Here is a 22,540-nt window from a genome sequence, read left to right as displayed (position 1 = left end):
TACAACAACAATTGATTTTGTCCTGAGAAATTAACCTGCCGGAAGGCGCACTTGGATTAACCCTTGATTGCCTTCAAGGCAGCCTTCAGGCCGCCGGTCGCGCTGGTCAGCGGCGTCGGCCCTGCCGTCACGAGAACAGCGGCCCCGCCCATGGAGGCCTGAGCCAGCGCAATCACGGATGCGCCATCGATATAGGCCTGATCGGCCGCCTTGGCGATGGTCGACAGGTAGCCATCAATATCGCCCGCCTTGAACAGCGCCCAGGCGCCTGGAACCAGCTGCACGTCAACGGTTGCGTCTGAGTGCAACGCTGCGCGGTGGAACAGGCTCGAGGTCGGGGCGAGGGTGGTTTCGACGGCGCATAACACCACAACCTTGCCGCCTGCTTGAACGGCTGTGAGAGCGAGGGCTTGGTCCGCCCTGAGGATGGATGACTGGGTACACTCGTCAAGCTCATCAACCGATGGCCCCAACGTCGAGCAGGTGAGCACTACGACGTCGGCGTGCTGAGCGAGTGAAAGTAATGCGTTGGCGGTTGAGGCCGCAATTTCAGGCGTGAGATTACCCCTTTCTTCCGCCGCAGCCAGAAGGTCGGTACGCACTTCATGCTGCAAAACGGCGGGTGCGATTCCCAGTGCTTGTGCGGCTGCGTCGAAGACGGCAATGTTGCTGGCTGCGGTATGAAGGCAGGTGATTCGCATAGGCGGTCGCCAGGTTGGAAGTGCTGAGCCCCACAGTGTTATCACAGTTAAGATGCCGTCGACATCTTCTCATTAAGGACAATGCATGCCACTGATCACGGAACGTGTAGCGCTGGCCCGCAACGGCGCCAACGATAAGGTTATTTGCCGCATGGCCTCAGGCTGGGCGGTGATGGGCGATGTGCAGTTCTTGCCGGGCTATTGTTTGTTGTTGCCCGACCCGGTGGTTGCCAGCCTCAATGATCTGGATGCCGAGGCGCGTGCAATCTACCTGCTCGATATGGCGCGCCTTGGCGATGCCGTGCTGGCGGCTACCGGTGCCCTGCGCATGAACTACGAGATTCTGGGCAACTCGGAACCGGAGTTGCATTGCCATATTTTCCCGCGTTACGCCTCGGAGCCGGAGGGCAAACGCAAGATGCCGGTGTGGTTCTACGACTGGAAAACCGCCATACCTTACGCTGAAGATCAACACGGTGAGTTGCGCAACACGATCGCGCAGTTACTCAAATCCGCCATGGAAGCTGGATGATGCATAGAAATAATCTGGTCCCGGAATTGATGGTGACCGACCTGAACCGCAGCCTTGAGTTCTGGGTCGGTTGTCTGGGGTTCACGGTGGCTTATCAGCGCCTGGAAGACGGCTTCGCGTATCTTGACCTGGACGGAGCCCAGGTGATGCTTGAACAAGTCGACCCACTCGCCAGTCAATGGCTCACGGGGGCGTTGGAAAGGCCATTCGGGCGCGGCATGAACCTGCAAATTGATGTCGTGGCGGTACATCCGGTTATTCAACGGCTGGAGAGGGCGGCCTATCCCGTGTTCAAGGCCTGCAAAGACGTGTGGTACCGGGCAGGCGAGGTCGAGGTTGGGCAGCGCGAGTTTCTGGTACAGGACCCGGATGGTTATCTGGTAAGACTGGTAGAGCGGCTTGGTGAAAGGAAGAGAGACAATGCGTGAGCGCAAGGCGGCACGCCTTTTGGTGATCAGCCCGGCTCGAAAAGTGCTGCTGTTCCGGTTCGTCCACAAGGACGGGGCACTGGCCGGCAGGAATTACTGGGCGACGCCCGGCGGCGGTGTTGAAGCCGGAGAAACCTTTCCCACCGCTGCGATCCGTGAGCTGCGCGAAGAGACCGGCATTGTGGTCAGTGACGTACAAGCGCCGGTAGCAGATCGCCGATTTGAGCTGATGCTACCCAGTGGTGAAACGGTGTTGGCCATTGAGCAGTACTTTGTTGTGCAGGCGCAAAACGAGCACCTGTCGCGAGACGAATGGACTGTGCAAGAAGCCCAGGTCATGGCGGATCACCATTGGTGGTCCACCGAGGCGCTGCATTCGACGGCAGACACGGTATGGCCAGAAGGGCTTATCGACATGCTCGCGCAGGCAGGCGTTTTTTAAAGCATGGCCAGGATATCGGCAGTGGCTGTGACCCTGGCGTAATCCATCACCAGGTTGCTGAGCGACAGTGCATGCACATCCTCGGCAGGCCAGAGGCGGCCCGATAAATCGGCTTGATCAAAGGTGTAGCAGGCGTCCGCCGCCACGGTTACTTCAAAACCCAGGTTGCCGCCGGAGCGCGCCGTAGACTCGACAGAGTTGTTGGTGATCACCCCAACGATCACCAATTGCCGGATCCCACGCACATGCAGCCAACGCTCCAGGCCGGTGGCGGCGAACGCATCCGGGACGTTTTTTTCCACCACATGCTCATGCTTGAGCGGTGCCAGTGCCGGCTGGAACTCACAGCCCGGTTGGCCCGGCCAAAACACCGAGCCTTCGCTGCGGGACATGTGCCGCACATGCACCACGGGGCGATTGGACTGCCGCCATGCACGCTGCAGGTGCTGTATCTGCACCTCGGCGTCGGGGTTATTGCGGCGCCCCAGCGTGGGGTCATTCATGCCTTGCTGCATGTCGATGATCAACAACGCGGCGTTTGTGGCTAGCGGTTCCATGGCACATCCTTTGGCTGGATCAGGCGCGCAACATAGCAGCGATTGGGCGTGCTTAAACAGGTCTATTGTTCGAAGCTCATTTGCACGATGCACATCGATCCAAAGTGGGAGCTGGCTTGCCTGCGATAGCGGTCTATCCGTGCATACATCGGTGACTGACCCACCGCCATCGCAGGCAAGCCAGCTCCCACAGTCGCCGATACTCCCATCGAGCGCTGGTGCCTTCAATCGCCGTGTGAACCTTCCGCTACGGCTTCGTAAGCAATCAGGGCCGATTGAGTGTATTCACATAAGCACTGAACATAGCGGCCATGCCATCGGCATACACCTCGATTTCGGCAGCGGTGCGCGGGCTGAAGGAAAAGTCCTTGCCCACGCAACCCAGCGTGCTGCGGATCAGGTCGCACGCCAGTGCGCGGGTTGCGTCGGGCACCTCGGGCAGCAACTCGTGCATGAATGTCTCAAAGGCTTGCCGGCCGGCCGCGCGCACTTGCTCCGCTTCCGGTGCATCGCGGTACAGCGGCGCCGCGTCGTGGAGCGCACCGCGCATCAGCGCCTCCTCGCACTCGGAATGGATAAATGCATGCACCAAGGTACGCAGGCGGGTCAGCGGTGCTATTTCGGTTTGTTCGAGGATGTCGCGCAGCATTTGGGTGGTCTGCTGCCATTCATCACTTTGCAGCCGAAACAGGATCGCGGCCTTGTTGGGGAAATATTGATACACCGAGCCGACACTCACGCCGGCTTTTTCCGCGACCCGCGCGGTGGTGAAACGCGTAGCGCCTTCCTTGGCCAAAACCTGAATAGCGGCTTCGAGAATCGCCGCCACCAACTCGGTCGAGCGTGCCTGTTGTGGCTGTTTGCGCGAGGCAATACGGGGAGTCTGGCGGGTGGTCATTTCGGGCTCCGAGCGCTGGGCGAACGCGAATAGCGAAGGCGATGAATCACTCGCATACTTTTAATGCGACGAATTAATCGCATCTTAGTCCCCCTTCGACGGAAATCAATCATGACCACCCTGACCACCGCGCCTCTTGCAGCCCTGATCGAACGCCTCTACGCCCACGCCAATGCGGCGACCAGCCCGCTCATCGACACTGTGTCGCCGCAAGAGCGCAACCGCCTGATGCACAGCAAAACCGAGTACCTTGAGCTTTACACGATGCTCAAGGATCTGTGGCTGCCCGTCTCGCGTGACACCGGCAACCTGCTCTATATGCTGGCCCGCAGCAGCCATGCAAAAGCTATTGTCGAGTTCGGCACCTCGTTCGGGTTGTCCACCTTGTTCCTGGCTGCCGCACTGCGCGACAACGGCGGCGGCGTGTTGATCGGCAGCGAATTCGAACCGTCAAAGATTGCCCTGGCGCGCGAACATTTCATCGAAGGCGGCGTCAGCGACCTGATCGAGGTGCGCGAAGGCGACGCGCTGGTCTCATTGGCTGCAAACCTGCCGCAAACGGTCGACCTGCTGCTGCTCGATGGCGCCAAGTCGCTGTATGGCGATGTGTTGAACCTGGTAGAGAAGCACCTGCGGCCGGGCGCGCTGGTGGTGGCTGACAACACCAACTACTGCCCTGAATACCTGGCGCACGTGCGCGAACCTGGGAACGGCTATCTGTCGGTGCCGTTTGCCGATGATATCGAACTGTCGATCCGCCTCGGCTAAGGTTCAGCGCTTGCTCAATGCCAAGCGCGCGGCGAACAACACGAAGATCATGCCGGTGGTGCGGTCCATCCACCGGATCACCTTTTCCCTGCGCAGGAAACCGGACAGCGGCCGGGTGGCGCCAATCAGCAGCAGTGACCACAGCAGGCCCAGCAGCACATGAATGCTGACCAGGCCAAAGGTCCAGGCAATCAGCGGCTGGCCTTGGGGGATGAATTGCGGCAGGAAGGACACGTAGAAGATGCCCACTTTGGGATTCAGCACATTGCCCAACATGCCCTTGAGGAACCAGTTGCCGCCCGGTTTGCCCTCGGCTTTGGCGGGTGACAGTGAGCGGCGTGGGCGCACCAACATGTTCAGGCCCAGCCACGCGAGATAAGCCGCGCCGCAATATTTGAGCAGGTTGTACGCCAGCTCCGACACTGCAATCAAAGCGCCCAGGCCAAACGCCACGGCCGCGCCCCACAGCAAGCAACCGGCGTTGATGCCGAAGGTGGCGTGCAGCGCCTGGCGTTTGCCTTCGACTGTGGCGGTGCGCAGCACCAGCGCGGTATCCAGCCCCGGCGTGAGCGTGAGCAGGGTGGCGGCGAAGGTAAAGGCGAGGAGGTTATCGGTAATGGACATGGGCCGATGGCTCAAAGTGTGGTGGGTGGACGTTAGCACCGATCGGCAGCCGATTCGCAAAACCCTGAGACTTCCCGGCGAAAATCTTCATAATGGCGGCCAATTTGTTTAGCTCGTTATTCTGGTGTGCCCGCATGGAAATTAAGGTCAACTTTCTCGACAACCTTCGGCTTGAAGCCAAGTTCGATGACTTCACGGTGATTGCCGACCAGCCGATTCGCTACAAAGGCGACGGTTCGGCCCCGGGTCCGTTCGATTACTTCCTGGCTTCGTCGGCGTTGTGCGCGGCGTACTTTGTGAAGCTGTACTGCGCAACACGCAATATTCCCACCGAGAATATTCGCCTGTCACAGAACAACATCGTTGATCCGGAAAACCGCTACAACCAGATCTTCAAGATCCAGGTCGAGTTGCCAGCGGACATCTCCGACAAGGACCGCCAGGGCATCCTGCGTTCCATCGACCGCTGCACCGTGAAGAAAGTCGTGCAGGCCGGGCCGGAATTTGTGATCGAGGAAGTGGAAAACCTCGACGCGGATGCGCAGGCATTGTTGATGCCCAATTCCACCTCCGAGGCGGGCACCTACATCGCCGGCAAGGACCTGCCGCTGGAGCAGACCATCGCCAACATGTCCGGCATTCTCGCCGGCCTGGGCATGAAGATTGAAATCGCCTCGTGGCGCAATATCGTGCCCAACGTGTGGTCGTTGCATATCCGCGACGCACACTCGCCGATGTGTTTCACCAACGGCAAGGGCGCAACCAAGGAAGGCGCATTGGCGTCTGCCCTGGGCGAGTTTATCGAGCGGCTGAACTGCAACTTCTTCTACAACGACCAGTTCTGGGGTGAGGAGCTGGCCAACGCGCCGTTCGTGCATTACCCGGACGAACGCTGGTTCCAGCCTGGGCCCAAGGACGAGCTGCCGAGTGAAATCCTCGATGCCTACTGCCTGAAGGTCTACAACCGTGAGGGCGAGCTGCGTGGCTCGCACCTGTTCGACACCAACTCGGGCAATGAAGAACGCGGGATTGTTGCGCTGCCGTTCGTGCGCCAGTCCGACGGCGAAGTGGTGTATTTCCCGTCCAACCTGATCGAAAACCTCTACCTCAGCAACGGCATGAGCGCGGGCAATACCTTGGCTGAAGCCCAGGTGCAGTGCCTGTCGGAGATTTTCGAGCGCGCCGTGAAGCGCGAAATCATTGAAGGCGAGTTCGCCTTGCCGGACGTGCCCGCAGAAGTGTTGGCCAAATACCCCGGCATTGTCGCGGGTATCGAAGGCCTGGAGGCCCAGGGCTTCCCGGTACTGGTCAAGGACGCATCCCTGGGCGGCGAGTTCCCGGTGATGTGCGTCACCCTGATGAACCCGCGCACCGGCGGCGTATTCGCCTCGTTCGGCGCACACCCAAGCATGGAAGTGGCGCTGGAACGCAGCCTCACCGAACTGCTCCAGGGCCGCAGTTTTGAAGGTTTGAATGACCTGCCGCAGCCGACCTTTGAAGGGCAGGCGGTGACCGAGCCGAACAACTTTGTCGAGCACTTTATTGACTCAAGCGGCGTGGTGTCGTGGCGCTTCTTCAGTGCGCAGTCGGACTATGAGTTCGTCGAGTGGGACTTCTCGGGCGAAGGTGAAAATTCCAACGCCGAAGAAGCCGCCACCCTGTTCGGCATTCTCGAAGGCATGGGCAAAGAGTCCTATATGGCGGTGTACGAACACCTCGGCGCCACGGCTTGCCGGATCCTGGTGCCGGACTACTCGGAAATCTACCCGGTGGACGACCTGATCTGGGACAACACCAACAAGGCGCTGTTTTTCCGTGCCGATATCCTCAACCTGCACAGCCTTGATGAGGAGGCGCTGCAGGCGTTGGTCGAGCGTCTGATCGAAAGCGAGCTGGACGATTACACCGACATCACCACCTTGATCGGCATTGAGTTCGACGACAACACGGCGTGGGGCCAGTTGACCATCCTGGAGTTGAAACTGCTGATCTTCCTGGCCTTGCAGCAATATGAGGAGGCCAAGGAGTGCGTGGAGATGTTCCTGCAATACAACGACAACACCGCTGAACGCGGCCTGTTCTACCAGGCTGTGAACGCAGTGTTGGAGATGCAGTTGGACGACGACCTGGACCTCGCCGATTACGAGGCCAACTTCCGCCGGATGTTCGGTAACGAGCGGATGGATGCGGTGATGGGTTCGGTCGATGGCAGTGTGCGGTTTTATGGCTTGACCCCGACCAGCATGAAGCTGGAAGGCCTGGATCGGCATTTGCGCTTGATCGAGAGCTATAAAAAACTGCACTCGGCGCGGGCCAACGTCACTTCAGCCTGACACAATCCCCCTTGTGAAAGCTGGCTTGTGTGGGAGCTGGCTTGCCTGCGATAGCATCACCGCGGTGCAACTGATACACCGAGGTGTCTGTATCGCAGGCAAGCCAGCTCCCACAGGCGTCTAGATCAGGGCCAGCGCCTGAGCCAGATCGGCTCTCAAATCTTCCACATCCTCAACCCCCACCGACAACCGCACCAACCCATCGCCGATCCCCAACTGCGCCCGCGTCGCCGCAGGAATGCTTGCATGGGTCATGATCGCCGGGTGTTCGATCAGGCTTTCCACGCCGCCGAGGCTTTCGGCCAACGCGAAAATTTTCACGTTTTCCAGAAAACGTGTGGCACCCGCCAGGTCACTGTTCAAATCCACCGAAATCATCCCGCCAAACCCGCGCATCTGCTTGCGCGCCAGTGCGTGCTGCGGGTGCGAGGCCAGGCCTGGGTAGTACACCCGCGACACTTGCGGCTGCTGTTCCAGCCAGGTGGCCAGGTCCAGTGCGTTGCTGCAATGGCGCTCCATGCGCAGTGCCAGGGTTTTTACCCCGCGCAGGGTCAGGAACGCATCGAACGGGCCGGCAATCGCGCCGACCGAGTTTTGCAAAAAGCCCAGGCGCTCGGCGAGTTCCGGGTTGTGGCCGACGATGGCGATACCGCCGATCACGTCGGAGTGGCCGTTGAGGTATTTGGTGGTGGAGTGCACCACGATGTCGAAGCCCAGCTCCAGTGGGCGCTGGATCCATGGGCTGGCGAAGGTGTTATCGGCCACGCAGATGATGCCGCGATCGCGACAGATACGCGCAATGGCGCTGAGGTCGGTGAGGCTCAGCAGCGGGTTGCTCGGGGTCTCGACCCAGACCATGCGTGTGTCGCTCTGCAGTGAGGCTTCAAAGGCCGACAGGTCGCTTAAATCGACAAAGCTGAAACGGTGCCCGGCACTGCGTTGACGCACCTTGTCGAACAGCCGGAACGTGCCGCCATACAGGTCGTTGCCGGAGACAATATGCGCACCGGCATCCAGCAGTTCCAGCACAGTGGAAATCGCCGCCAGCCCCGAAGCAAACGCAAACGCCGCACTGCCGCCCTCCAGGTCGGCCACGCAGCGCTCCAGGGCAAACCGCGTGGGGTTGTGGGAGCGCCCGTAATCAAACCCCTTGTGTACGCCGGGGCTGTCTTGCAAATAGGTGGAGTTGGCGTAGATCGGCGGCATCAGCGCGCCCGTGGTTGGGTCGGGGGATTGCCCGGCGTGGATCACACGGGTGGCAAACGCGCTTTTATCGGGCAGGCTCATGCAAGGGATCTCCGTAGGTGGTTAAGCAGGTCGACGCGGGTGATCAGGCCATGGAAGCCGGATGTGTCGGCAATAATCGCGACCAGGCCGCGATCCAGTTCCGCCTGCAATTGGGCCAGGCTGGCGCTGGGGGCCAGGGTTTGCAAGGTTTTGCTCATGGCGTCTGCCACCACCATGGAAAAGTGTGTGGCGTCCTGATGCAGGCCCAGCAGGATGTCGGATTCGTCGATGACGCCGACCAATTCACGGCCGTCCACCAGCACCGGTAGCTGCGAGACATCCGCCAGGCGAATGCGCTGGAAGGCGGTGAGCAAGCTGTCGTCGGGGCTCACGCTGATCACCCGGCCGTCTTCGAAGCGCCGCGCGATCAGGTCGCGCAGGTCGCCGTAGTGTTTGTATTGCAACAGGCCCGCGTCGTTCATCCATTGGTCGTTGTAGACCTTGGACAAGTAGCGCGTACCGGTGTCGCAGACGAAGGTGACCACACGTTTTGGCTCGGTTTGTTCGCGGCAGTAACGCAGTGCGGCGGCAAGCAGGGTGCCGGTGGATGAGCCGCCGAGGATGCCTTCGGCCTTGAGTAACTGACGGGCGTGGTCGAAGCTTTCTTCATCGCTGATGGAGTAGGCATGGCGCACACTGGAGAGGTCGGCAATCGAGGGGATAAAGTCTTCGCCGATGCCTTCCACGGCCCAGGAGCCGGGCGTTTCCATTTTCCCGCTGCGGCTGTATTCGGCCATCACCGAGCCCACGGGGTCGGCCAGCACCATTTCCAGTTCGGGCTGCACGCGTTTGAAGAAGCGCGTAAGCCCGGTGAGGGTGCCGGCCGAGCCGACACCGACCACAATCGCGTCCAGATCATGCTGGGTTTGCGCCCAGATTTCCGGGGCGGTGCTGGTTTCGTGGGCCAGCGGGTTGGCGGGGTTGTTGAACTGGTCGGCGAAGAATGAACCGGGAATGTCTTTGGCCAGGCGAGCGGCCACATCCTGGTAGTACTCGGGATGGCCCTTGCCGACATCGGAACGGGTGATGTGTACTTCGGCGCCCATGGCCTTGAGGTGCAAGACCTTTTCAGTCGACATCTTGTCGGGCACCACCAGCACCACACGGTAGCCTTTGGCCCGGCCGACCAGCGCCAGGCCCAGGCCGGTGTTGCCGGCGGTGGCTTCGATAATGGTGCCGCCCGGTTGCAGGCGGCCGTCACGTTCGGCGGCGTCGATCATGGCCAGGCCGATACGGTCCTTGATCGAGCCACCGGGGTTTTGCGATTCCAACTTGAGAAACAGCGTGCAAGGGCCAGTATCGAAACGGCTGACCTTGACCAGCGGCGTGTTGCCGATCAGTTCGAGCACGGCGGGACGTGGGAGGCTGGGCATGAATTCACCTTGGTTGCGAGCAGACAGAGGTGGAGCAGCAAAGTAAAGGCGTGCCTTGGAACATAGGCCGGGATCGCGCCGGTCGCAACCGGGCGGTCCGCTGGATGTCTTTTTTTGGCGCATGAACCCGACAGGGCGTTTACAGCAGCGCGCCCAACGCCTGTTGTACGCGCGCACTGGCAGCTTGCATCGGCGCGCGCAGTTCGCTGCCGATCAAGCCCTGCAACGCCAACCCAGCCTTCACCGGCGCCGGGTTGGGCTCTATGAACATCGTGTTGATCAGTGGCAATAACGTGAAAAACGTCGCCCTGGCCTCGGCCAATTGGTTATCGCGCACTTGCTGGCACAGCGCCACAAAGGCCTCGGTGTGCAGATGCGCCGAGGCCGCAATCGCGCCACTGGCGCCCAGGCACAGCGCGTTAAAAATCTGGACGTCTTCGCCGCACAACACATTCACGTCACCACTGGCCAGCAACGCCAGGGTATTGGCCAGGTTGCCGCCACAATCTTTAATCGCGCTGATTCGCGGGTGTTTGACGATGCTCAACAACGTGGCCTGCTCAAAGGTCACGCCGGTGCGGTAGGGAATGTCGTAGAGCACAATCGGCACGCTGGAGGCATCCGCCACCGTGCGGAAAAACGCCTGGAGGCCAGCCTGGGAAGGGCGGATATAGCTGGGCGCGGGCACCAGCAGACCGGCTACCGGGCGCTGGAGAATTTCGCTTTGAAAGTGCAGCAGTTCTATCTGGTTGTTGCCCGCCAGCCCCATCACCACCCGCTGTGCGGGCACCCATTGCAGCACGGCATCGAGCACGGCGAGCTGCTCCTGACGGCTCAACGACGCGGCTTCGCCCGTGGTGGTGCAGACCATGATCCCGGCGACGTGTTTTTCCAGCAGGTGACCGACCAGCCGGTGCAGGCCGATAAAGTCGATGGCGCCATCCTGAAACGGCGTGACTATGGGAACCCAGATACCTTGAAACGATGACATGCACTTTCTCCTGATGGTTGACCGCTAAAGTCACCGTCAGAAGGGCAGAGGGATTGTGCAGAAGGAGGAGGGGGCCGCCGCGCTCAATGTCCTGTCAGCTCATCTGACGGGACAGCGCGCCCCGGTCACATGAGCGACTGTTTCTTCGATTTAAGGGCGTGCGCCACGCAACCTTGCGCCTTGGCAATCAAGCCACTGGCACAAAGGTTGACGAAAGACGTTGCTGACATGCGCTGGCACACCCTGAATAAGATCTGCATCTTCAGGGGATGTGACTGAATATGTCAACTCCGCCGAAGGTGCTCGCGCACAAATGCGGCGACCTCGGCTGCCAGTTCCGCATCTTCCGGTGCGCCCATGAAGCCGCCATGGGGCATGGCCTCGAACACATGCAGCAGCGCCGGCACCTGCGCCTGGCGCAAGGCGCGGTGCATGCGCACGGTGTTGGACAGGAACAGATCCCGTGTACCGCTTTGCAGGAAGGTCGGCGGGAAGCCGGCCAAATCACCAAACAGGGGCGACAGGTACGGGTGGGACAAATCCGCGCCATTGGCATACAGCAGGTTGGTGCTCATCAGCGGCATGGGCAGAACCACGTCGACGCCTCGGTTGACGTGGAAACTGTCGCCGGATTCGGTCAGGTCGACCTCCGGCGAGAGCAGCACCAGCGCCGCTGGCATTGGCAACCCTTCGTCACGGGCGCGCAAGACCATTGCCGCCGCCAGGTTACCGCCTGCCGAACGGCCGCCAATCACGATGTGCTCAGGCGCATGGTGCTTGAGTACATGGCGGTAGGTGGCCACGCAGTCATCCAGCGCCGCCGGGTACGGGTGATCAGGCGGCATGCGGTAATCAATGCCGTAGCACATCAGGTTGTGCAGGTCGGCCTGCTTGCCGGCGGCAATACGGCAGTTTTCGCCGCCACCGAACACCAGTGCGCCGCCGTGCAGATCGATGTAGGCAAAGGGCGTGTGGCCCGGCGGTGTGGCCACGTGCACGGTGGCGCTTTCTACTGTGATGGTGTGCAGGTTGGCGCGCAGGGCTTCCGCCTGCCCGGCATTGGCGCTGGTGTAGTTCTGGTCGACGACGGCTTGCAGCTGGCGCCAGCCATCGTGGTCGTGCGGCGCGGGCATGCTGTGCAGTGCGTTCAACGGCACGCCATCAGCCCCGACCAGGCGCTGGAGTGTCGCCTGGGCTGGGGCGCTGATCGAGCTTGGGACCGGGATGGTGCGCGGTTCAAGTTTTACGCCATGGTTCATGGGCCTGAGACTCGTGTTCGACGACTGAGGCCGCAAGAATGCCAGACTGCGGGCGGGTGTGGGAGCGGGCTTGCTCGCGAAAGCGGTGGGTCAGTCAATATCTGCCTGTCTGAAAGATTGCATTCGCGAGCAAGCCCGCTCCCACACTGGTCTGTGTTGCGTTCAACGCCCAGCTATCGCAGCTTCGATGGCGGCCACGTCGATCTTGGTCATGGTCATCATCGCATCGAACGCACGCTTGGCGATGGCCGGGTCGGCATGCGTCACCGCCGCAGACAAGACGCGCGGGGTGATCTGCCAGGACACGCCCCATTTGTCCTTGCACCAGCCGCAAGCGCTGGCCTGGCCGCCGTTGTCGATAATGGCATTCCAATAGCGGTCGGTTTCGGCCTGGTCGTCCGTCGCCACCTGAAACGAAAACGCCTCGCTGTGCGGGAACGCCGGGCCACCATTCAGGCCCAGGCAGGGAATGCCCAGCACGCTGAAGTCGACGGTTAACACATCGCCTTGCTTGCCCGCCGGAAAGTCGCCAGGGGCGTGATGCACGGCCGTCACAGCGCTGTTCGGAAACGTCCGGGCGTAGAAAGTGGCTGCCTCCAGGGCGGTACCGTTGTACCAGAGGCAGAGGGTGTTTTTGTTCATCTTGGGTCTCCACGGGGTGGTTGGGTGTAGAGAGTCTAGACGGTCGAGCAAGGTTTATCGGGTGTCAGCTGTTGGGCTATCGCGGCTTTGTCGATGACCGACCAGACCTGCGCAATTTTCCCGTCGCAGCACTCGTAGAATACGTTTTCATCGAAGGCCACGGTCCTGCCGTTGATCGGCAGCCCGAAGAACTCGCCTCTGGGGCTGACGTTGAAATTCAACCGGCTGGCGATGGTAGGCGGGTCGGCTACCAGCAGCTGGATGCGAAACACCAGGTCCGGGATCTCACGAAAGTCGCGTTCCAGCATCGCGCGGTAGCCTGCCAGGCCGACGGTGGTGGCGTTGTAGGTCACCTGCGGGTGGACGAAGTGGCCCAGGTGCTCCCAGTCCTGGCGGTTGAGGCAGTCGATGTAGCCTTGGTAAAAGTCGGCGAGTTCGGCTCGGGTCATGCTGCGTTCTCCTGGTTCAAAAGCGCTCGTCAAGGATGGCTGGCAAGGTGATGTCCTTGACGAAACTGGCGGAAGACAAACTCAAGGTCATACGCACCACCTGCACTACATCGTGCACGGGAATCGAGTGGCCTTCATCGCGTTGCGCGGCCTCGGCACGTGGTGTGCTCAGCGGGTCTTCGGTGTTCAGGTAGCCCAGGTTCAGGCAGGTCACCGCCAGGTGCTGTTGTCGGTAGCCTTCGCGCAATGCATCGGCGATTCCGCGCAGGGCGAATTTGGAGGCACCAAAGGCGACTTCCGGGCGGCCACTTTGCGGCAGGCCGGAGGTGGAGCCGGTGAGGATAATCCTCGGGTTAGTGCTTTTGAGTAACACCGGTAGCAGCCGTTTGATCAGCAGGATCGTTGAGGTGATGTTGCAACTGACGATGGCCTCCAATTGGTCGTCGCTGTCTGCCGTGAAGCGGTAGGCCGGGTCGAAGGCCAATTCTTCCCAAATGCCGAGGTTGTAGATCAGCGTGTCCAACCCGTGTTCTGCGACTGCGTCGACGATGACCTGCGCAGACTTGGCGGGCTCGGCCAGGTTGGCCTCGACCCAATGCAGGTGTACACCGGCAAGCGGCGCGAGGTTTTCAGGACGGCTGCGGGACACACCGATCAGCGTGTCCCCAGGCTCGCCAAGGCCTTCCATCAAGGCTTTACCAAGGCCTTTGCTTGCACCGACTACCAGGGTTTTCATCGACTTTTTCCTTGTCTTGGGAGGTGGTAAAGCACTACAGAATACAGTTTACTTGAGCCTGTTGTGCCGGTTCGAACTGATGAGAATGGCCACAGAAGGGTGAAATCCAACCTGTGTTGACGAACGCCAAGGACATCTTGAATTACAGGTTGCTCGATTAAAATCGGGAGTTTGGTGTCGGTTAATTCACCGTTGTTTGGGATGGTGGGGTTCTGTGTGTTGAAGCCTCAGGAGGATTGATTTCTTAGGGCTTATTGCAATCCTGCGCGCATTCAATTGTAGACGCTTGCAGTTTCCCGGCTTCGGTAGGTGTGCGCATTTGCAGATTCGCCAAGGCCACTTTTTTAAAGCTTGAAGATAGCCGGCTTAGTCGTCTGTGCATCATATAGGAGTATACGCAGGCGATGCTGCAGATAATCGTCACCAGAAACTTGTGCTCAGGAGGCGCGTAACATAAAGCAGTGACTGCCCCAGCAAAAGAATTTAAGGTCGCGCCGCGGGCAATTCGATCTCTGCTGATATAAGCCTCCATCGTCCTAATTGCATCGGAAGGGGAAAATGCGAGGATCGCGGCGCCTTTTTTGTAAGGGTCTTCTTTTGGTTTTCCTGCGACAGTACGATACATTGCTAACGTTGTGTCACGGATTGAAGGCGGAAGTATTATTGCTTTGCTTGCCAACTTGGTTATTTCTCCCGATCGTCGTATGAAAAACGACGACGTGGTGTCCACATAGATTCCCAGGATATAGGCAATGGGTAGATAGATGATGATAATGAATTCTTTATAGTCATGAATAGTGTGCAGCACAAGTGGGTAGTAGTTGGCAAATACCGCAGTTAGCCAAGCCGACGCCACGACGCCAGAAATCAAATACTCTATAAGTGCTACTGCAAATTGCATCATTCCTCCAGTTATAAGTATTCAAAGCTGTGCTAGTTGGTTTGGTTTGTTGTTTTGCGCGGTCATAAACTCCACTCTTGAGTGAGCAGTTTCAGCGGGGCGGCATTGACGCCTTCATGGTCTTTTCGTTTGATGAGTGTTTTTGTCCTTTTACTGAGTTGATAGATCTGCCTCATTGCCTTGCGATGTTCAGTCATGAATCTTGATTTATTTTTATGATAATCCTGCGATGTGAATATTCTTTTTTCGTTTTTTACGTCGTGTGACAGAATTTTTATATAGTAAGGGCGATAATGCTCGTCGCATCGGGCAAGCCAGCCGACTTGTAGCTCGGCGGCGGAAAGTTTTTCCTCGGTCATGGCGAGATTTGTAATAGAATCTATTTCTCCCCACGTTGTGTGGCAGTATTTTTCTGGGATCTTTACGGAGTTGTAAGCAATTCCATGATGGGTTTTATAGTTCAGGAGGTTGTTATAGGTGCGTGTGATGACTTCGTAGAAGTTTTTATCTTTAGTTGTGAGTAGTGAGTTTAAAAGCTTGGTGTATTTGGATTTGCTAGCACTGGCGCTTACAAATTGTGTATCAGTTTTGAATACAAAGTAACTGAGTAGGAAATGATCGCCTGGCTCAACTTCACATTCTTTTAAAGCAACGAAAGGATGGTCGGCCAGATAAAGTGTGCGTTCTCCTTGTGCATTGAAACGACCCGCACGGGTTTTTTCAACTTCTGGAGCGCAGAAGTCGCTATTCTTTAAGGGCGAGCTTAGGAACTCATCAAGTTTTTCATTTCTTATTCTCCGGACCCTTGAGAAAATCGATCCTTTGCAGTATAGGCGAGACTCAAAGGGTAGCTGCGCGACACTGAACGTTTCGGGCGTTGAGTCGGGCATCAAGTACTTTCGTATCGCTGCGCAGTATCCCGCGACGCCTATATTGGCATCGAATTTTTCGAAGTTGGGTGGTGGAGGGTACCCAAATTTAAGTTGGAAATATAGGGAGGGGGCTTTTCTTAAATCCATTTAGTAATTGACCTGCTGTCCTGGGTTTACGTTGGTAGGTGGGATAGATGATGCTCATGATAATTTTAATAAATATTATGTCTTGGTGTACCCGTCTGCAATATATTAAATCAAATATTCTTTCATTTTAGTGCCGCCATGAAGAACAGCACTCGGTGCTGACTTTGTTGGCTCAAATTTTTTGATTTGCATGGTGGTTGAGTGCGCGGGGCCGCCCTCACGCCCTGCGCGCCATCAACAACACCGTCGCCGCCGCCGACAACAACCCGGCACAGCAGCGATTGAATAGGCGCTTGCCGCTGGGTTCGGCAAACCAGCGGCGCATGTGCGTGCCCATGTAAGCGTAGGCGCTGATCGCTATCCATTCCAGGCCCAGGAACATCGCACCCAGCAGCGCGAATTGGGGGGTGATTGGTTGGCCTGGCACTACGAATTGCGGGAGGAACGCGGTGAAGATCAGGATGGCTTTCGGGTTGCCAGCCGCCACCAGGAACTCCTGACGTGCCAAGGCCCACAATCCCACTTTGTGCGTGGCTGATTCAGCTTCTTTCTGCGGATTAGCCCGCCACAACTGGAACGCCAGATAAAACAGATACGCCGCACCGAGAATCTTGATCCCGTAGAACAACAGCTCCGAAGTCTGCAGCACCACCGCCAAGCCGGCAGAGGCGAGGGCGATCATGCCGGCAAAGGCCAGCAAACGGCCAATACCCGCAAGGCAAGAAGTGCGATAGCCATAGTGCGTGGAGTTGCTCACGGACAGCAGGTTGTTGGGGCCGGGCGCCATGTTCAGGGCGAAGCAGGCGGGCAAGAATAGGGCGAGGGTGGCGAGGTCCATGGCGGCTCTGGGTGGGGGCGGATGGAAGCGTTGAGGATAAATGCAGTTGAGGCGCTTGAGCAATTAGCACGTGAACCCCAACGCGCGTGGGGCACAATCAAGAAGGCAGCCCGTGAGGTCAGGTTTATCTTGGCTTACCACGATACCCAGCCTGTCCCGCGCTTTACTTGAGTTGCGGTGCAAAATAACCTGCGCCCTGCAGGCATCGCCCTGTTTCATCACAAACCGCGTTTTTCAGGGAGAAAATCAGTTGGTTACCACGAACATTGTTCACACGCTGGGTGCACCGACAGCGCTTGATTACTACGACCACAGGTCGGTTGTGTTGCCCGTTGATATCACTGCACTGGCGGCGTGGAACATCATGACCGCCGAACCTGGCATGTTCATGCGGTTGGCCTTTCGAATCCGCGACCGGATTTCTTCGTTGTTCGGTGTGAAACGCATCGGTGGGTTCTCGGGCTCGCCGCGAATCAGCGTGCAGGTGGGCGAGCGGCTGGATTTTTTCCTGGTAGAACACAGCGCCCCGGACGTGTTGGTGCTGACCGAGCGCGACCGGCACCTGGATGTGATGATTTGTCTGTCGATCACTGATCGGGTGTTTACGATTACCTCATCGGTGCTTACCCATAACACCTTTGGGCGTCTGTACATGTTGCCGGTGGGGCCGGCGCACAAGCTGATCGTCAACAGCAACCTGAGGCGACTGAAACGCACGCTGGATGCGCTGCAAAAGTAACCTGTGGCGAGCAGGCTTGCCCTGCGTTGGGCTGCGTAGCAGCCCCTGCCTTGCTAACTGACTAACCGCGTTGCCTGAAGTGGGGCGGCTTCGCCACCCAGCGCGGGGCAAGCCCGCTCGCCACAGTGGTTGTGTTTGCCTTGGCTGATGGGTGTGGGCCAAGTGCGGCTGTTTTTCAATGAGACGGGCTTGTTCCGGCCTGTTTAGCCAGTATTCTGTTCCACTCCCTCAGTGAGGTTTACCCATGCGCGTCACGGTCGTAGGTGCTGGAGCAATCGGTGGTTTCCTGGCGTGCAAATTGTTCGCCGCCGGCCACGACGTCAGCGTGATCGCGCGTGGCGAAACACTCGCCGCCATTGGCGAGCATGGGCTGAAGCTGCACACGGGCGATGAGGTGTTGGTTGCCCCACTGAAAGCGACCTGCGCACCTGAAGAGCTTGGCATTCAGGAGATGGTCATATTTGCCGTCAAGGCGCCGGCATTGCCCAGTGTGGTGGAACAGGCCAAGGCATTGATTGGCCCGCAAACCCTGGTTATTCCTGCACTCAACGGCTTACCCTGGTGGTATTTCCTGCAGTCGGCAGGCGCTTTGGCGGGTATGCGTCTTGAGGCTGTCGACCCCGGTGGCGTGATAGAAAAGGCTGTGCCCGTTGCAGCCGTTGTCGGTTGCGTTGTATTTGCCTCATGTACCGTGTTGAGTCCCGGTGTGATCAAGCACATGTCCGGAAGCCGAATGGTGTTCGGTGAGCCGGCCGGTGGTAATAGCGCGCGCGTAGATGCAACCACCGAGGCTTTTCGTGAGGCAGGTTTTGATGCCCACGCCCACGCCAATGTGCGCGAAGAAATATGGTTGAAGCTGCTGGGCAATGCCTGCTTCAACCCGGTCAGCCTGTTGGTGGGCTGCGCAACCGATGAGTTGATCGACGACCCATTCCTGCACGCACTGTTCATCGGCATGATGGATGAGTTGCTGGATTTGGGACGCACACTGGGCATCGCGCCTCAGATTGATTCCGCGCAACGCATTGCGATCACCCGCAAGCTCGGCAAGGTGAAAACCTCGATGCTGCAAGACGTTGAGGGGCACAAACCGGTGGAGATCGAGGCCATCCTTGGCACGCTTGTTTCAGTGGCTGATCGCATCGGGGCACCGATACCTCGCACGCGCACCGTGTATGCCTTGGCGCGCATGCGGGCTAAAAACCTGGGGATTTTGCCAGGCTGAGCCATCCTCACGTTGAGGCGTTTTTCAGGGGTGAAACCTGCGCCCCAACGCATCCAGCCTTACCGCAATCGGCGGCAACTGCTCACTGCTGCGCGCGAGGGTTTCCACATCATCCGCGGTGTTTTGTGCAATGTTCTGCACGGACTGCAGGCGCCCGACGATCTCCAGGTTGGCCGAGGTTTGTTCGCGGGTGGTCGTCACGATTCGCCCGTTCAGCTCGTCGATATGCGCGATGTCGGCGCCCACGGCCTGCAACATGTCCACCGCCAGTTGGCTGTCCTCCACACAACGCGCTACACCTGCCTGGCTGTCGTGCATTGCCTCGACGGCTTGGCGGCTGCCGTGTTGCAGGCCTTCGATGATCTGTTTGATTTCCTGGGTGGAGACGGCAGTGCGTTGCGCCAGGCTGCGGACCTCATCGGCGACCACCGCAAAACCCCGGCCTTGCTCGCCGGCGCGGGCGGCTTCGATGGCGGCGTTGAGCGCCAGCAGGTTGGTCTGGTTGGCGATGCTGTTGATCACTTCGAGTACCGAGCCAATCTGTTCGGCCTGGGTGGCCAGGCCTTGTACGGTTTGGTTGGTGCCGTCGATGCGTGAGGCCAGTTGGGTGATTTCATGTTGGGCACGGCCGACGCTTTGCTGGCCGCGCACGATCTGTTCGCGGGCCTGGCCTGCGTGTTCCACCGCGTGTTCGACGTGCTGGGTGATATGGGCCGTGGCGTCTTCCATGCGCTGCATGGAGCCGGTCATCTGGTTGATTTCCGCCAACTGATGGCGTGCGCCGGTTTCCAGGGTACCGCTGGCGCTGGCCAATGCCTGGCCGAGTTGGCCGAGACCTTGGGAGTCACGGGTCACGCCATCGATCAGGTGGGTGATCTGCTGCAGGAAGTGGTCGAAACGCTTGGCCAGGGACACATGCACCTTGCCTTCACCCTGGGCGGTTTCAACGGTGAGCTGGGAGGTCACGGCGAGCATTTTTTCCAGCATCTCCTGGCTTTCGACCGCCTCGGCCTGGCTATGAATGGCGAGGTAGAGCAAGGCGACCGTCTCCATCACAACGTAGAAGGCGTGCACGAACACCATGTTCCAACCGCCATGATGGTCCATTACAAATACCGGGAAACCCTGATGTTGCAACGCGTGAAACACCACGTGGTGGACGGCGATGGTCACCGCCGCGACGAGGATCGGCAGCCAGTCGCGGTAAAACGTCAGCACCGCCAGCAGCGCGAAGATACCGAAGTGCGCTTCGATCAAGCCCTGCGCCTGGTTAATCTGCAGCGCCGCCATGACCATCAGGCCGGCGCCCAGCAAACAACGCATCAAACGGGTGCCACCGAGGGCGCGATAGAGCAGGGTGAGCACCACGCTGGCGCCGCCGCCGACGATCACCGCTTGCAGCCAGGTGTCGTGCCAGAAGGCCAGGCCCAGGGAGAATAAAAACATCAGCCAGATCAACGCCAGCATGATGCGGTCGGCTTTGCGGTAGTGCTCCAGGAAGCGGGCGCGTTCGGGCATTCACTCTTACTCCATGTGGTCGAGCCAGGAACAAAGCATGCGGCGTGCCATGACGGCTCGCAAAAGGAACGCCAAAGGGCGGCGCCAGAAGCGTATCGGCATTCCTTTGGGCGACTTTAGGCACGGCTGCTACGCAGTTCACGTCGCTTCACAGGTGATCGGCGTCCACTATGGCCTTGGCAAACGCCGCCGGCGCTTCTTGCGGCAGGTTATGGCCGATGCCGCCGCTCACCAGACGGAACTGGTACTTGCCGGTAAAGCGTTTGGCGTAGTCCTCGGGTAATGGATGCGGCGCACCGTTGGCGTCGCCTTCAAGCGTGATAGTCGGCACGCCAATGCTCGGCGACTGCGCAAGTGTTTGCTCCAGGGCAGCGTATTGCGCTTCGCCCTGTACCAGGCCCAGGCGCCAGCGGTAGTTGAAGACGGTGATGGCCACGTGATCGGGGTTGTCCAGGCCTTTGGCGCTGCGTTCGAAGGTGGCCTCGTCAAAGGCCCACTTCGGCGAGGCGGTCTGCCAGATCAGCTTGGCGAAATCGTGGGTGTTTTTCTGGTAGCCGGCGGCGCCGCGTTCGGTGGCGAAGTAGAACTGGTACCACCACTGCAACTCAGCTTTGGGTGGCAGCGGGTTCTTACCGGCGGCCTGGTTGCCGATCAGGTAGCCACTGACTGACACCAATGCCTTGACCCGTTCCGGCCACAGCGCCGAGACGATATCTGCTGAGCGCGCGCCCCAGTCGTAACCGCCCAGCACCGCTTGATTGATCTTCAGCGCATCCATGAAATCGATCACGTCCTGAGCCAGCGCCGCCGGTTCACCGTTACGCAAGGTTTTATCCGACAGAAAACGCGTGTCGCCATAACCCCGCGCATAGGGGACCAACACGCGGTAGCCCTTGGCGGCCAACAGCGGTGCGACGTTGGCGTAGCTGTCGATATCGTAGGGCCAGCCATGCAACAGGATCACCACTTGGCCATTGGCCGGGCCGACCTCGGCGTAGGCCACGTCCAGCAGGCCGGCCTTGATGTGCTTGAGCGTCCCGAACGCCGATTGATGCTGCGGTGCCGGGGTTTGCGGTTCGGGCATCTCGGCATGGGCCATGCCCATGGCCACGAATGGCAACAGGGCAAAAGCCAGGAAAAGTGGGTGGCGTTTCAACTGAGCGTGCATGGCGAGCCTCCTGGGGCTTGATGTGTGCCGGGTGCTCAGTTGAACGTCGTGCTGTATCGGCTGTGTTTCAGCAAGTGCCATGGGTTAAACGTTGTGTATCGCAACGGGCCCTGGATACAGTGCGATACACATACGCGGATCAGAAATCCATTCGAAGCCCCAGCGTGCCTTGGCGGCCGTTGAGGGCATTGCTGTCCAGGTTGCGGTTGTAGCCCAGTTGGCCGTACAGGCTGATGCCTTGGGCAACGGTCAAGGTGGCGCCGACGTTGAGGTCCAGCGTGGTCGACTTTTGCTCGGTGTTTATGTCGGTAGCATCATCGAACCTTACGGTGTTGGTGCCGGCGCGGGCATGCCAGACGTTGGCACGCACGTATGGCTGCAGGGGCATACCACTCACCTCATAGCTGCCACGCAAGCGGGCACCCAGGCGGGTGGTGACATGCGTGTCAGCGTCGTAGGAGACGGCGGAGATTCGGTCGTTCTGGCTGTCCAGCCGCGTGCGGTCGACGATGAGCTGGGCTTGTGGCTCCAGTTTCCATTGGGCACTCACAGTAAAAGGCCAGCCCGCTTCGGCGGACGCCAATGCATTGCTGCCTTTGGTTTTCATCTTGATGCCCCGGTCGGACTCGTTGTTGCCGGTGAAGCGGGTGCCCATTACCACCAGGTCCAGATAGGCGCGGTTGGCGCCGATCAGTGTCCAGTAGGCGCCCAGGCTGTCGCCGCGCAAGGTCAGGCGGCCTGCGTCCTTGTCTTGGAAGCCAGCGTTGAAACCCTTGACGTCGCCTTGCAGGCGGCTGTGGCCCACAAAGAAGCCAAGCCGGTGAGTCTGGCCGCTGTCCGTGGTGGTGGCGTACAGGTCGCTGCCCACCTGGAAGGCCGACAGCGAACTGTCCAGTGTCGGGCTGACCGTTCCCGCGAAACTCTGGCGACTGTTGCCGCCGTACACCCTGGCCCAACCCGTGGGGAATACCCCGGTTTGTTGCTGCTGGCGCTGATCGCCCACGCGCTCGTGGTAAGTCCCCAGCATGCCTTGCACGATTTGCTCGGCAGCTTGAAACAGCACGGCGTACACCGGCACTTCGGCGCGGTAAAGGGGGATTGCGGTGTTGCCT

24 protein-coding genes are annotated in these 22,540 nt (G+C 59.3%); 7 read left to right on the top strand and 17 right to left on the bottom strand.

Translation table 11 applies throughout. The features are described from left to right. Positions 1–56 precede the first annotated feature (56 nt). On the bottom strand, positions 57–701 hold the full coding sequence (locus GIW48_RS17855) for an aspartate/glutamate racemase family protein (RefSeq protein WP_236461520.1): 645 nt from the start codon (positions 699–701) through the stop codon (positions 57–59). A gap of 85 nt (positions 702–786) precedes the next feature. Here GIW48_RS17855 and GIW48_RS17850 point away from each other — a divergent pair, with 85 nt between their 5' ends. From GIW48_RS17850 to GIW48_RS17840, 3 genes are read left to right on the top strand one after another with little or no spacing between them, the layout of a single operon-like run. Then, entirely contained in the window at positions 787–1,233 is a 447-nt protein-coding gene (locus tag GIW48_RS17850; RefSeq protein WP_170037656.1) for an HIT family protein, read from the top strand. Continuing rightward, positions 1,230–1,661 carry a bleomycin resistance protein gene (locus tag GIW48_RS17845; RefSeq protein ID WP_236461523.1) on the top strand — a complete coding sequence of 144 codons (432 nt, stop codon included), beginning with the start codon at positions 1,230–1,232 and terminating at the stop codon, positions 1,659–1,661. Before GIW48_RS17850 ends, GIW48_RS17845 begins: the two co-directional genes overlap by 4 nt. Continuing rightward, positions 1,654–2,103 (top strand): NUDIX hydrolase, encoded by a 450-nt coding sequence (locus tag GIW48_RS17840; RefSeq protein ID WP_099549645.1) that lies wholly within the window; start codon positions 1,654–1,656, stop codon positions 2,101–2,103. The genes GIW48_RS17845 and GIW48_RS17840 overlap by 8 nt, the downstream gene beginning before the upstream one ends. Here GIW48_RS17840 and GIW48_RS17835 read toward each other — a convergent pair. Both GIW48_RS17835 and GIW48_RS17830 read right to left on the bottom strand, forming a co-directional pair. Continuing rightward, positions 2,100–2,660, bottom strand: a complete 561-nt coding sequence (locus GIW48_RS17835; protein WP_177033215.1) for a cysteine hydrolase family protein — start codon at positions 2,658–2,660, stop codon at positions 2,100–2,102. The genes GIW48_RS17840 and GIW48_RS17835 overlap by 4 nt on opposite strands. Positions 2,661–2,925: 265 nt before the next feature. After that, positions 2,926–3,558: a TetR family transcriptional regulator gene (locus GIW48_RS17830; RefSeq protein ID WP_017138941.1), complete on the bottom strand. Its 633-nt coding sequence runs from the start codon at positions 3,556–3,558 to the stop codon at positions 2,926–2,928. Between the two features lie 111 nt (positions 3,559–3,669). Here GIW48_RS17830 and GIW48_RS17825 point away from each other — a divergent pair, with 111 nt between their 5' ends. Next, entirely contained in the window at positions 3,670–4,326 is a 657-nt protein-coding gene (locus tag GIW48_RS17825; RefSeq protein ID WP_236461527.1) for an O-methyltransferase, read from the top strand. A gap of 3 nt (positions 4,327–4,329) precedes the next feature. On the opposite strand, the gene GIW48_RS17820 is transcribed toward GIW48_RS17825, so the two are convergent. Next, positions 4,330–4,950, bottom strand: a complete 621-nt coding sequence (locus GIW48_RS17820) for a LysE family translocator (protein WP_017138939.1) — start codon at positions 4,948–4,950, stop codon at positions 4,330–4,332. 134 nt (positions 4,951–5,084) lie between these two features. On the opposite strand from GIW48_RS17820, the gene GIW48_RS17815 reads away from it, so the two are divergent. Continuing rightward, the gene (locus GIW48_RS17815) at positions 5,085–7,283 is read left to right on the top strand and encodes an OsmC domain/YcaO domain-containing protein (protein ID WP_169986243.1); all 2,199 of its coding nucleotides are present in this window, start codon (positions 5,085–5,087) and stop codon (positions 7,281–7,283) included. A gap of 120 nt (positions 7,284–7,403) precedes the next feature. Here the strand turns inward: GIW48_RS17815 and GIW48_RS17810 are convergent, their stop codons facing one another. The 10 genes from GIW48_RS17810 to GIW48_RS17765 form a co-directional block, all read right to left on the bottom strand. Then, the gene (locus GIW48_RS17810) at positions 7,404–8,570 is read right to left on the bottom strand and encodes a cystathionine gamma-synthase (protein WP_099549649.1); all 1,167 of its coding nucleotides are present in this window, start codon (positions 8,568–8,570) and stop codon (positions 7,404–7,406) included. Then, positions 8,567–9,943 (bottom strand): pyridoxal-phosphate dependent enzyme, encoded by a 1,377-nt coding sequence (locus tag GIW48_RS17805; protein ID WP_236461530.1) that lies wholly within the window; start codon positions 9,941–9,943, stop codon positions 8,567–8,569. Before GIW48_RS17805 ends, GIW48_RS17810 begins: the two co-directional genes overlap by 4 nt. Positions 9,944–10,082: 139 nt before the next feature. Then, entirely contained in the window at positions 10,083–10,934 is an 852-nt protein-coding gene (gene dapA / locus GIW48_RS17800) for a 4-hydroxy-tetrahydrodipicolinate synthase (protein WP_236461535.1), read from the bottom strand. 284 nt (positions 10,935–11,218) lie between these two features. Continuing rightward, positions 11,219–12,193 carry an alpha/beta hydrolase gene (locus tag GIW48_RS17795; protein WP_177033207.1) on the bottom strand — a complete coding sequence of 325 codons (975 nt, stop codon included), beginning with the start codon at positions 12,191–12,193 and terminating at the stop codon, positions 11,219–11,221. 162 nt (positions 12,194–12,355) lie between these two features. After that, positions 12,356–12,835, bottom strand: coding sequence for a VOC family protein (locus GIW48_RS17790; RefSeq protein ID WP_017138934.1), 480 nt, complete (start codon positions 12,833–12,835; stop codon positions 12,356–12,358). Positions 12,836–12,870: 35 nt separating this feature from the next. Beyond that, a complete protein-coding gene (locus GIW48_RS17785; protein ID WP_099549652.1) occupies positions 12,871–13,284 on the bottom strand; it encodes an ester cyclase in 414 nt (137 codons plus the stop codon). A gap of 16 nt (positions 13,285–13,300) precedes the next feature. Continuing rightward, positions 13,301–14,020 carry an SDR family NAD(P)-dependent oxidoreductase gene (locus GIW48_RS17780; protein ID WP_099549653.1) on the bottom strand — a complete coding sequence of 240 codons (720 nt, stop codon included), beginning with the start codon at positions 14,018–14,020 and terminating at the stop codon, positions 13,301–13,303. Positions 14,021–14,264: 244 nt separating this feature from the next. Then, on the bottom strand, positions 14,265–14,921 hold the full coding sequence (locus GIW48_RS17775) for a hypothetical protein (protein WP_236461538.1): 657 nt from the start codon (positions 14,919–14,921) through the stop codon (positions 14,265–14,267). Positions 14,922–14,983: 62 nt separating this feature from the next. Beyond that, positions 14,984–15,811, bottom strand: a complete 828-nt coding sequence (locus GIW48_RS17770; RefSeq protein ID WP_169986233.1) for an RES domain-containing protein — start codon at positions 15,809–15,811, stop codon at positions 14,984–14,986. A gap of 346 nt (positions 15,812–16,157) precedes the next feature. Next, entirely contained in the window at positions 16,158–16,778 is a 621-nt protein-coding gene (locus GIW48_RS17765) for a LysE family translocator (RefSeq protein ID WP_236461541.1), read from the bottom strand. 265 nt (positions 16,779–17,043) lie between these two features. Between GIW48_RS17765 and GIW48_RS17760 the strand changes: the two genes are divergently transcribed. Together GIW48_RS17760 and GIW48_RS17755 are read left to right on the top strand one after the other, a co-directional pair. Beyond that, positions 17,044–17,517, top strand: coding sequence for a DUF2867 domain-containing protein (locus tag GIW48_RS17760; RefSeq protein WP_419789520.1), 474 nt, complete (start codon positions 17,044–17,046; stop codon positions 17,515–17,517). A 244-nt stretch (positions 17,518–17,761) separates the two neighbouring features. Continuing rightward, positions 17,762–18,742, top strand: coding sequence for a ketopantoate reductase family protein (locus GIW48_RS17755; RefSeq protein ID WP_099549658.1), 981 nt, complete (start codon positions 17,762–17,764; stop codon positions 18,740–18,742). A gap of 24 nt (positions 18,743–18,766) precedes the next feature. On the opposite strand, the gene GIW48_RS29945 is transcribed toward GIW48_RS17755, so the two are convergent. The 3 genes from GIW48_RS29945 to GIW48_RS17740 form a co-directional block, all read right to left on the bottom strand. Then, positions 18,767–19,471 carry a methyl-accepting chemotaxis protein gene (locus GIW48_RS29945; protein WP_268935044.1) on the bottom strand — a complete coding sequence of 235 codons (705 nt, stop codon included), beginning with the start codon at positions 19,469–19,471 and terminating at the stop codon, positions 18,767–18,769. Positions 19,472–20,408: 937 nt separating this feature from the next. Then, complete coding sequence (locus GIW48_RS17745) at positions 20,409–21,428, bottom strand: alpha/beta fold hydrolase (protein WP_170037623.1); 1,020 nt, start codon at positions 21,426–21,428, stop codon at positions 20,409–20,411. Positions 21,429–21,567: 139 nt separating this feature from the next. Beyond that, a partial coding sequence (locus GIW48_RS17740) for an autotransporter domain-containing protein (RefSeq protein ID WP_236490675.1) occupies positions 21,568–22,540 on the bottom strand: 973 nt, incomplete at its 5' end.

Source organism: Pseudomonas sp. PA-6-3C (assembly GCF_021605825.1).
Taxonomy (GTDB): Bacteria; Pseudomonadota; Gammaproteobacteria; order Pseudomonadales; family Pseudomonadaceae; genus Aquipseudomonas; species Aquipseudomonas edaphica.
Note: the sequence above shows the minus strand (reverse complement) of the source record. Positions and strands in the feature narration are given on the sequence as shown.

Excerpts from the sequence above, each read along its gene's own strand:
- GIW48_RS17855 (WP_236461520.1), bottom strand. The coding sequence starts at position 701 with ATGCGAATCACCTGCCTTCATACCGCAGCCAGCAACATTGCCGTCTTC.
- GIW48_RS17850 (WP_170037656.1), top strand. The coding sequence starts at position 787 with ATGCCACTGATCACGGAACGTGTAGCGCTGGCCCGCAACGGCGCCAAC.
- GIW48_RS17845 (WP_236461523.1), top strand. The coding sequence starts at position 1,230 with ATGATGCATAGAAATAATCTGGTCCCGGAATTGATGGTGACCGACCTG.
- GIW48_RS17840 (WP_099549645.1), top strand. The coding sequence starts at position 1,654 with ATGCGTGAGCGCAAGGCGGCACGCCTTTTGGTGATCAGCCCGGCTCGA.
- GIW48_RS17835 (WP_177033215.1), bottom strand. The coding sequence starts at position 2,660 with ATGGAACCGCTAGCCACAAACGCCGCGTTGTTGATCATCGACATGCAG.
- GIW48_RS17830 (WP_017138941.1), bottom strand. The coding sequence starts at position 3,558 with ATGACCACCCGCCAGACTCCCCGTATTGCCTCGCGCAAACAGCCACAA.
- GIW48_RS17825 (WP_236461527.1), top strand. The coding sequence starts at position 3,670 with ATGACCACCCTGACCACCGCGCCTCTTGCAGCCCTGATCGAACGCCTC.
- GIW48_RS17820 (WP_017138939.1), bottom strand. The coding sequence starts at position 4,950 with ATGTCCATTACCGATAACCTCCTCGCCTTTACCTTCGCCGCCACCCTG.
- GIW48_RS17815 (WP_169986243.1), top strand. The coding sequence starts at position 5,085 with ATGGAAATTAAGGTCAACTTTCTCGACAACCTTCGGCTTGAAGCCAAG.
- GIW48_RS17810 (WP_099549649.1), bottom strand. The coding sequence starts at position 8,570 with ATGAGCCTGCCCGATAAAAGCGCGTTTGCCACCCGTGTGATCCACGCC.
- GIW48_RS17805 (WP_236461530.1), bottom strand. The coding sequence starts at position 9,943 with ATGCCCAGCCTCCCACGTCCCGCCGTGCTCGAACTGATCGGCAACACG.
- dapA (WP_236461535.1), bottom strand. The coding sequence starts at position 10,934 with ATGTCATCGTTTCAAGGTATCTGGGTTCCCATAGTCACGCCGTTTCAG.
- GIW48_RS17795 (WP_177033207.1), bottom strand. The coding sequence starts at position 12,193 with ATGAACCATGGCGTAAAACTTGAACCGCGCACCATCCCGGTCCCAAGC.
- GIW48_RS17790 (WP_017138934.1), bottom strand. The coding sequence starts at position 12,835 with ATGAACAAAAACACCCTCTGCCTCTGGTACAACGGTACCGCCCTGGAG.
- GIW48_RS17785 (WP_099549652.1), bottom strand. The coding sequence starts at position 13,284 with ATGACCCGAGCCGAACTCGCCGACTTTTACCAAGGCTACATCGACTGC.
- GIW48_RS17780 (WP_099549653.1), bottom strand. The coding sequence starts at position 14,020 with ATGAAAACCCTGGTAGTCGGTGCAAGCAAAGGCCTTGGTAAAGCCTTG.
- GIW48_RS17775 (WP_236461538.1), bottom strand. The coding sequence starts at position 14,921 with ATGCAATTTGCAGTAGCACTTATAGAGTATTTGATTTCTGGCGTCGTG.
- GIW48_RS17770 (WP_169986233.1), bottom strand. The coding sequence starts at position 15,811 with ATGCCCGACTCAACGCCCGAAACGTTCAGTGTCGCGCAGCTACCCTTT.
- GIW48_RS17765 (WP_236461541.1), bottom strand. The coding sequence starts at position 16,778 with ATGGACCTCGCCACCCTCGCCCTATTCTTGCCCGCCTGCTTCGCCCTG.
- GIW48_RS17755 (WP_099549658.1), top strand. The coding sequence starts at position 17,762 with ATGCGCGTCACGGTCGTAGGTGCTGGAGCAATCGGTGGTTTCCTGGCG.
- GIW48_RS29945 (WP_268935044.1), bottom strand. The coding sequence starts at position 19,471 with ATGGAAGACGCCACGGCCCATATCACCCAGCACGTCGAACACGCGGTG.
- GIW48_RS17745 (WP_170037623.1), bottom strand. The coding sequence starts at position 21,428 with ATGCACGCTCAGTTGAAACGCCACCCACTTTTCCTGGCTTTTGCCCTG.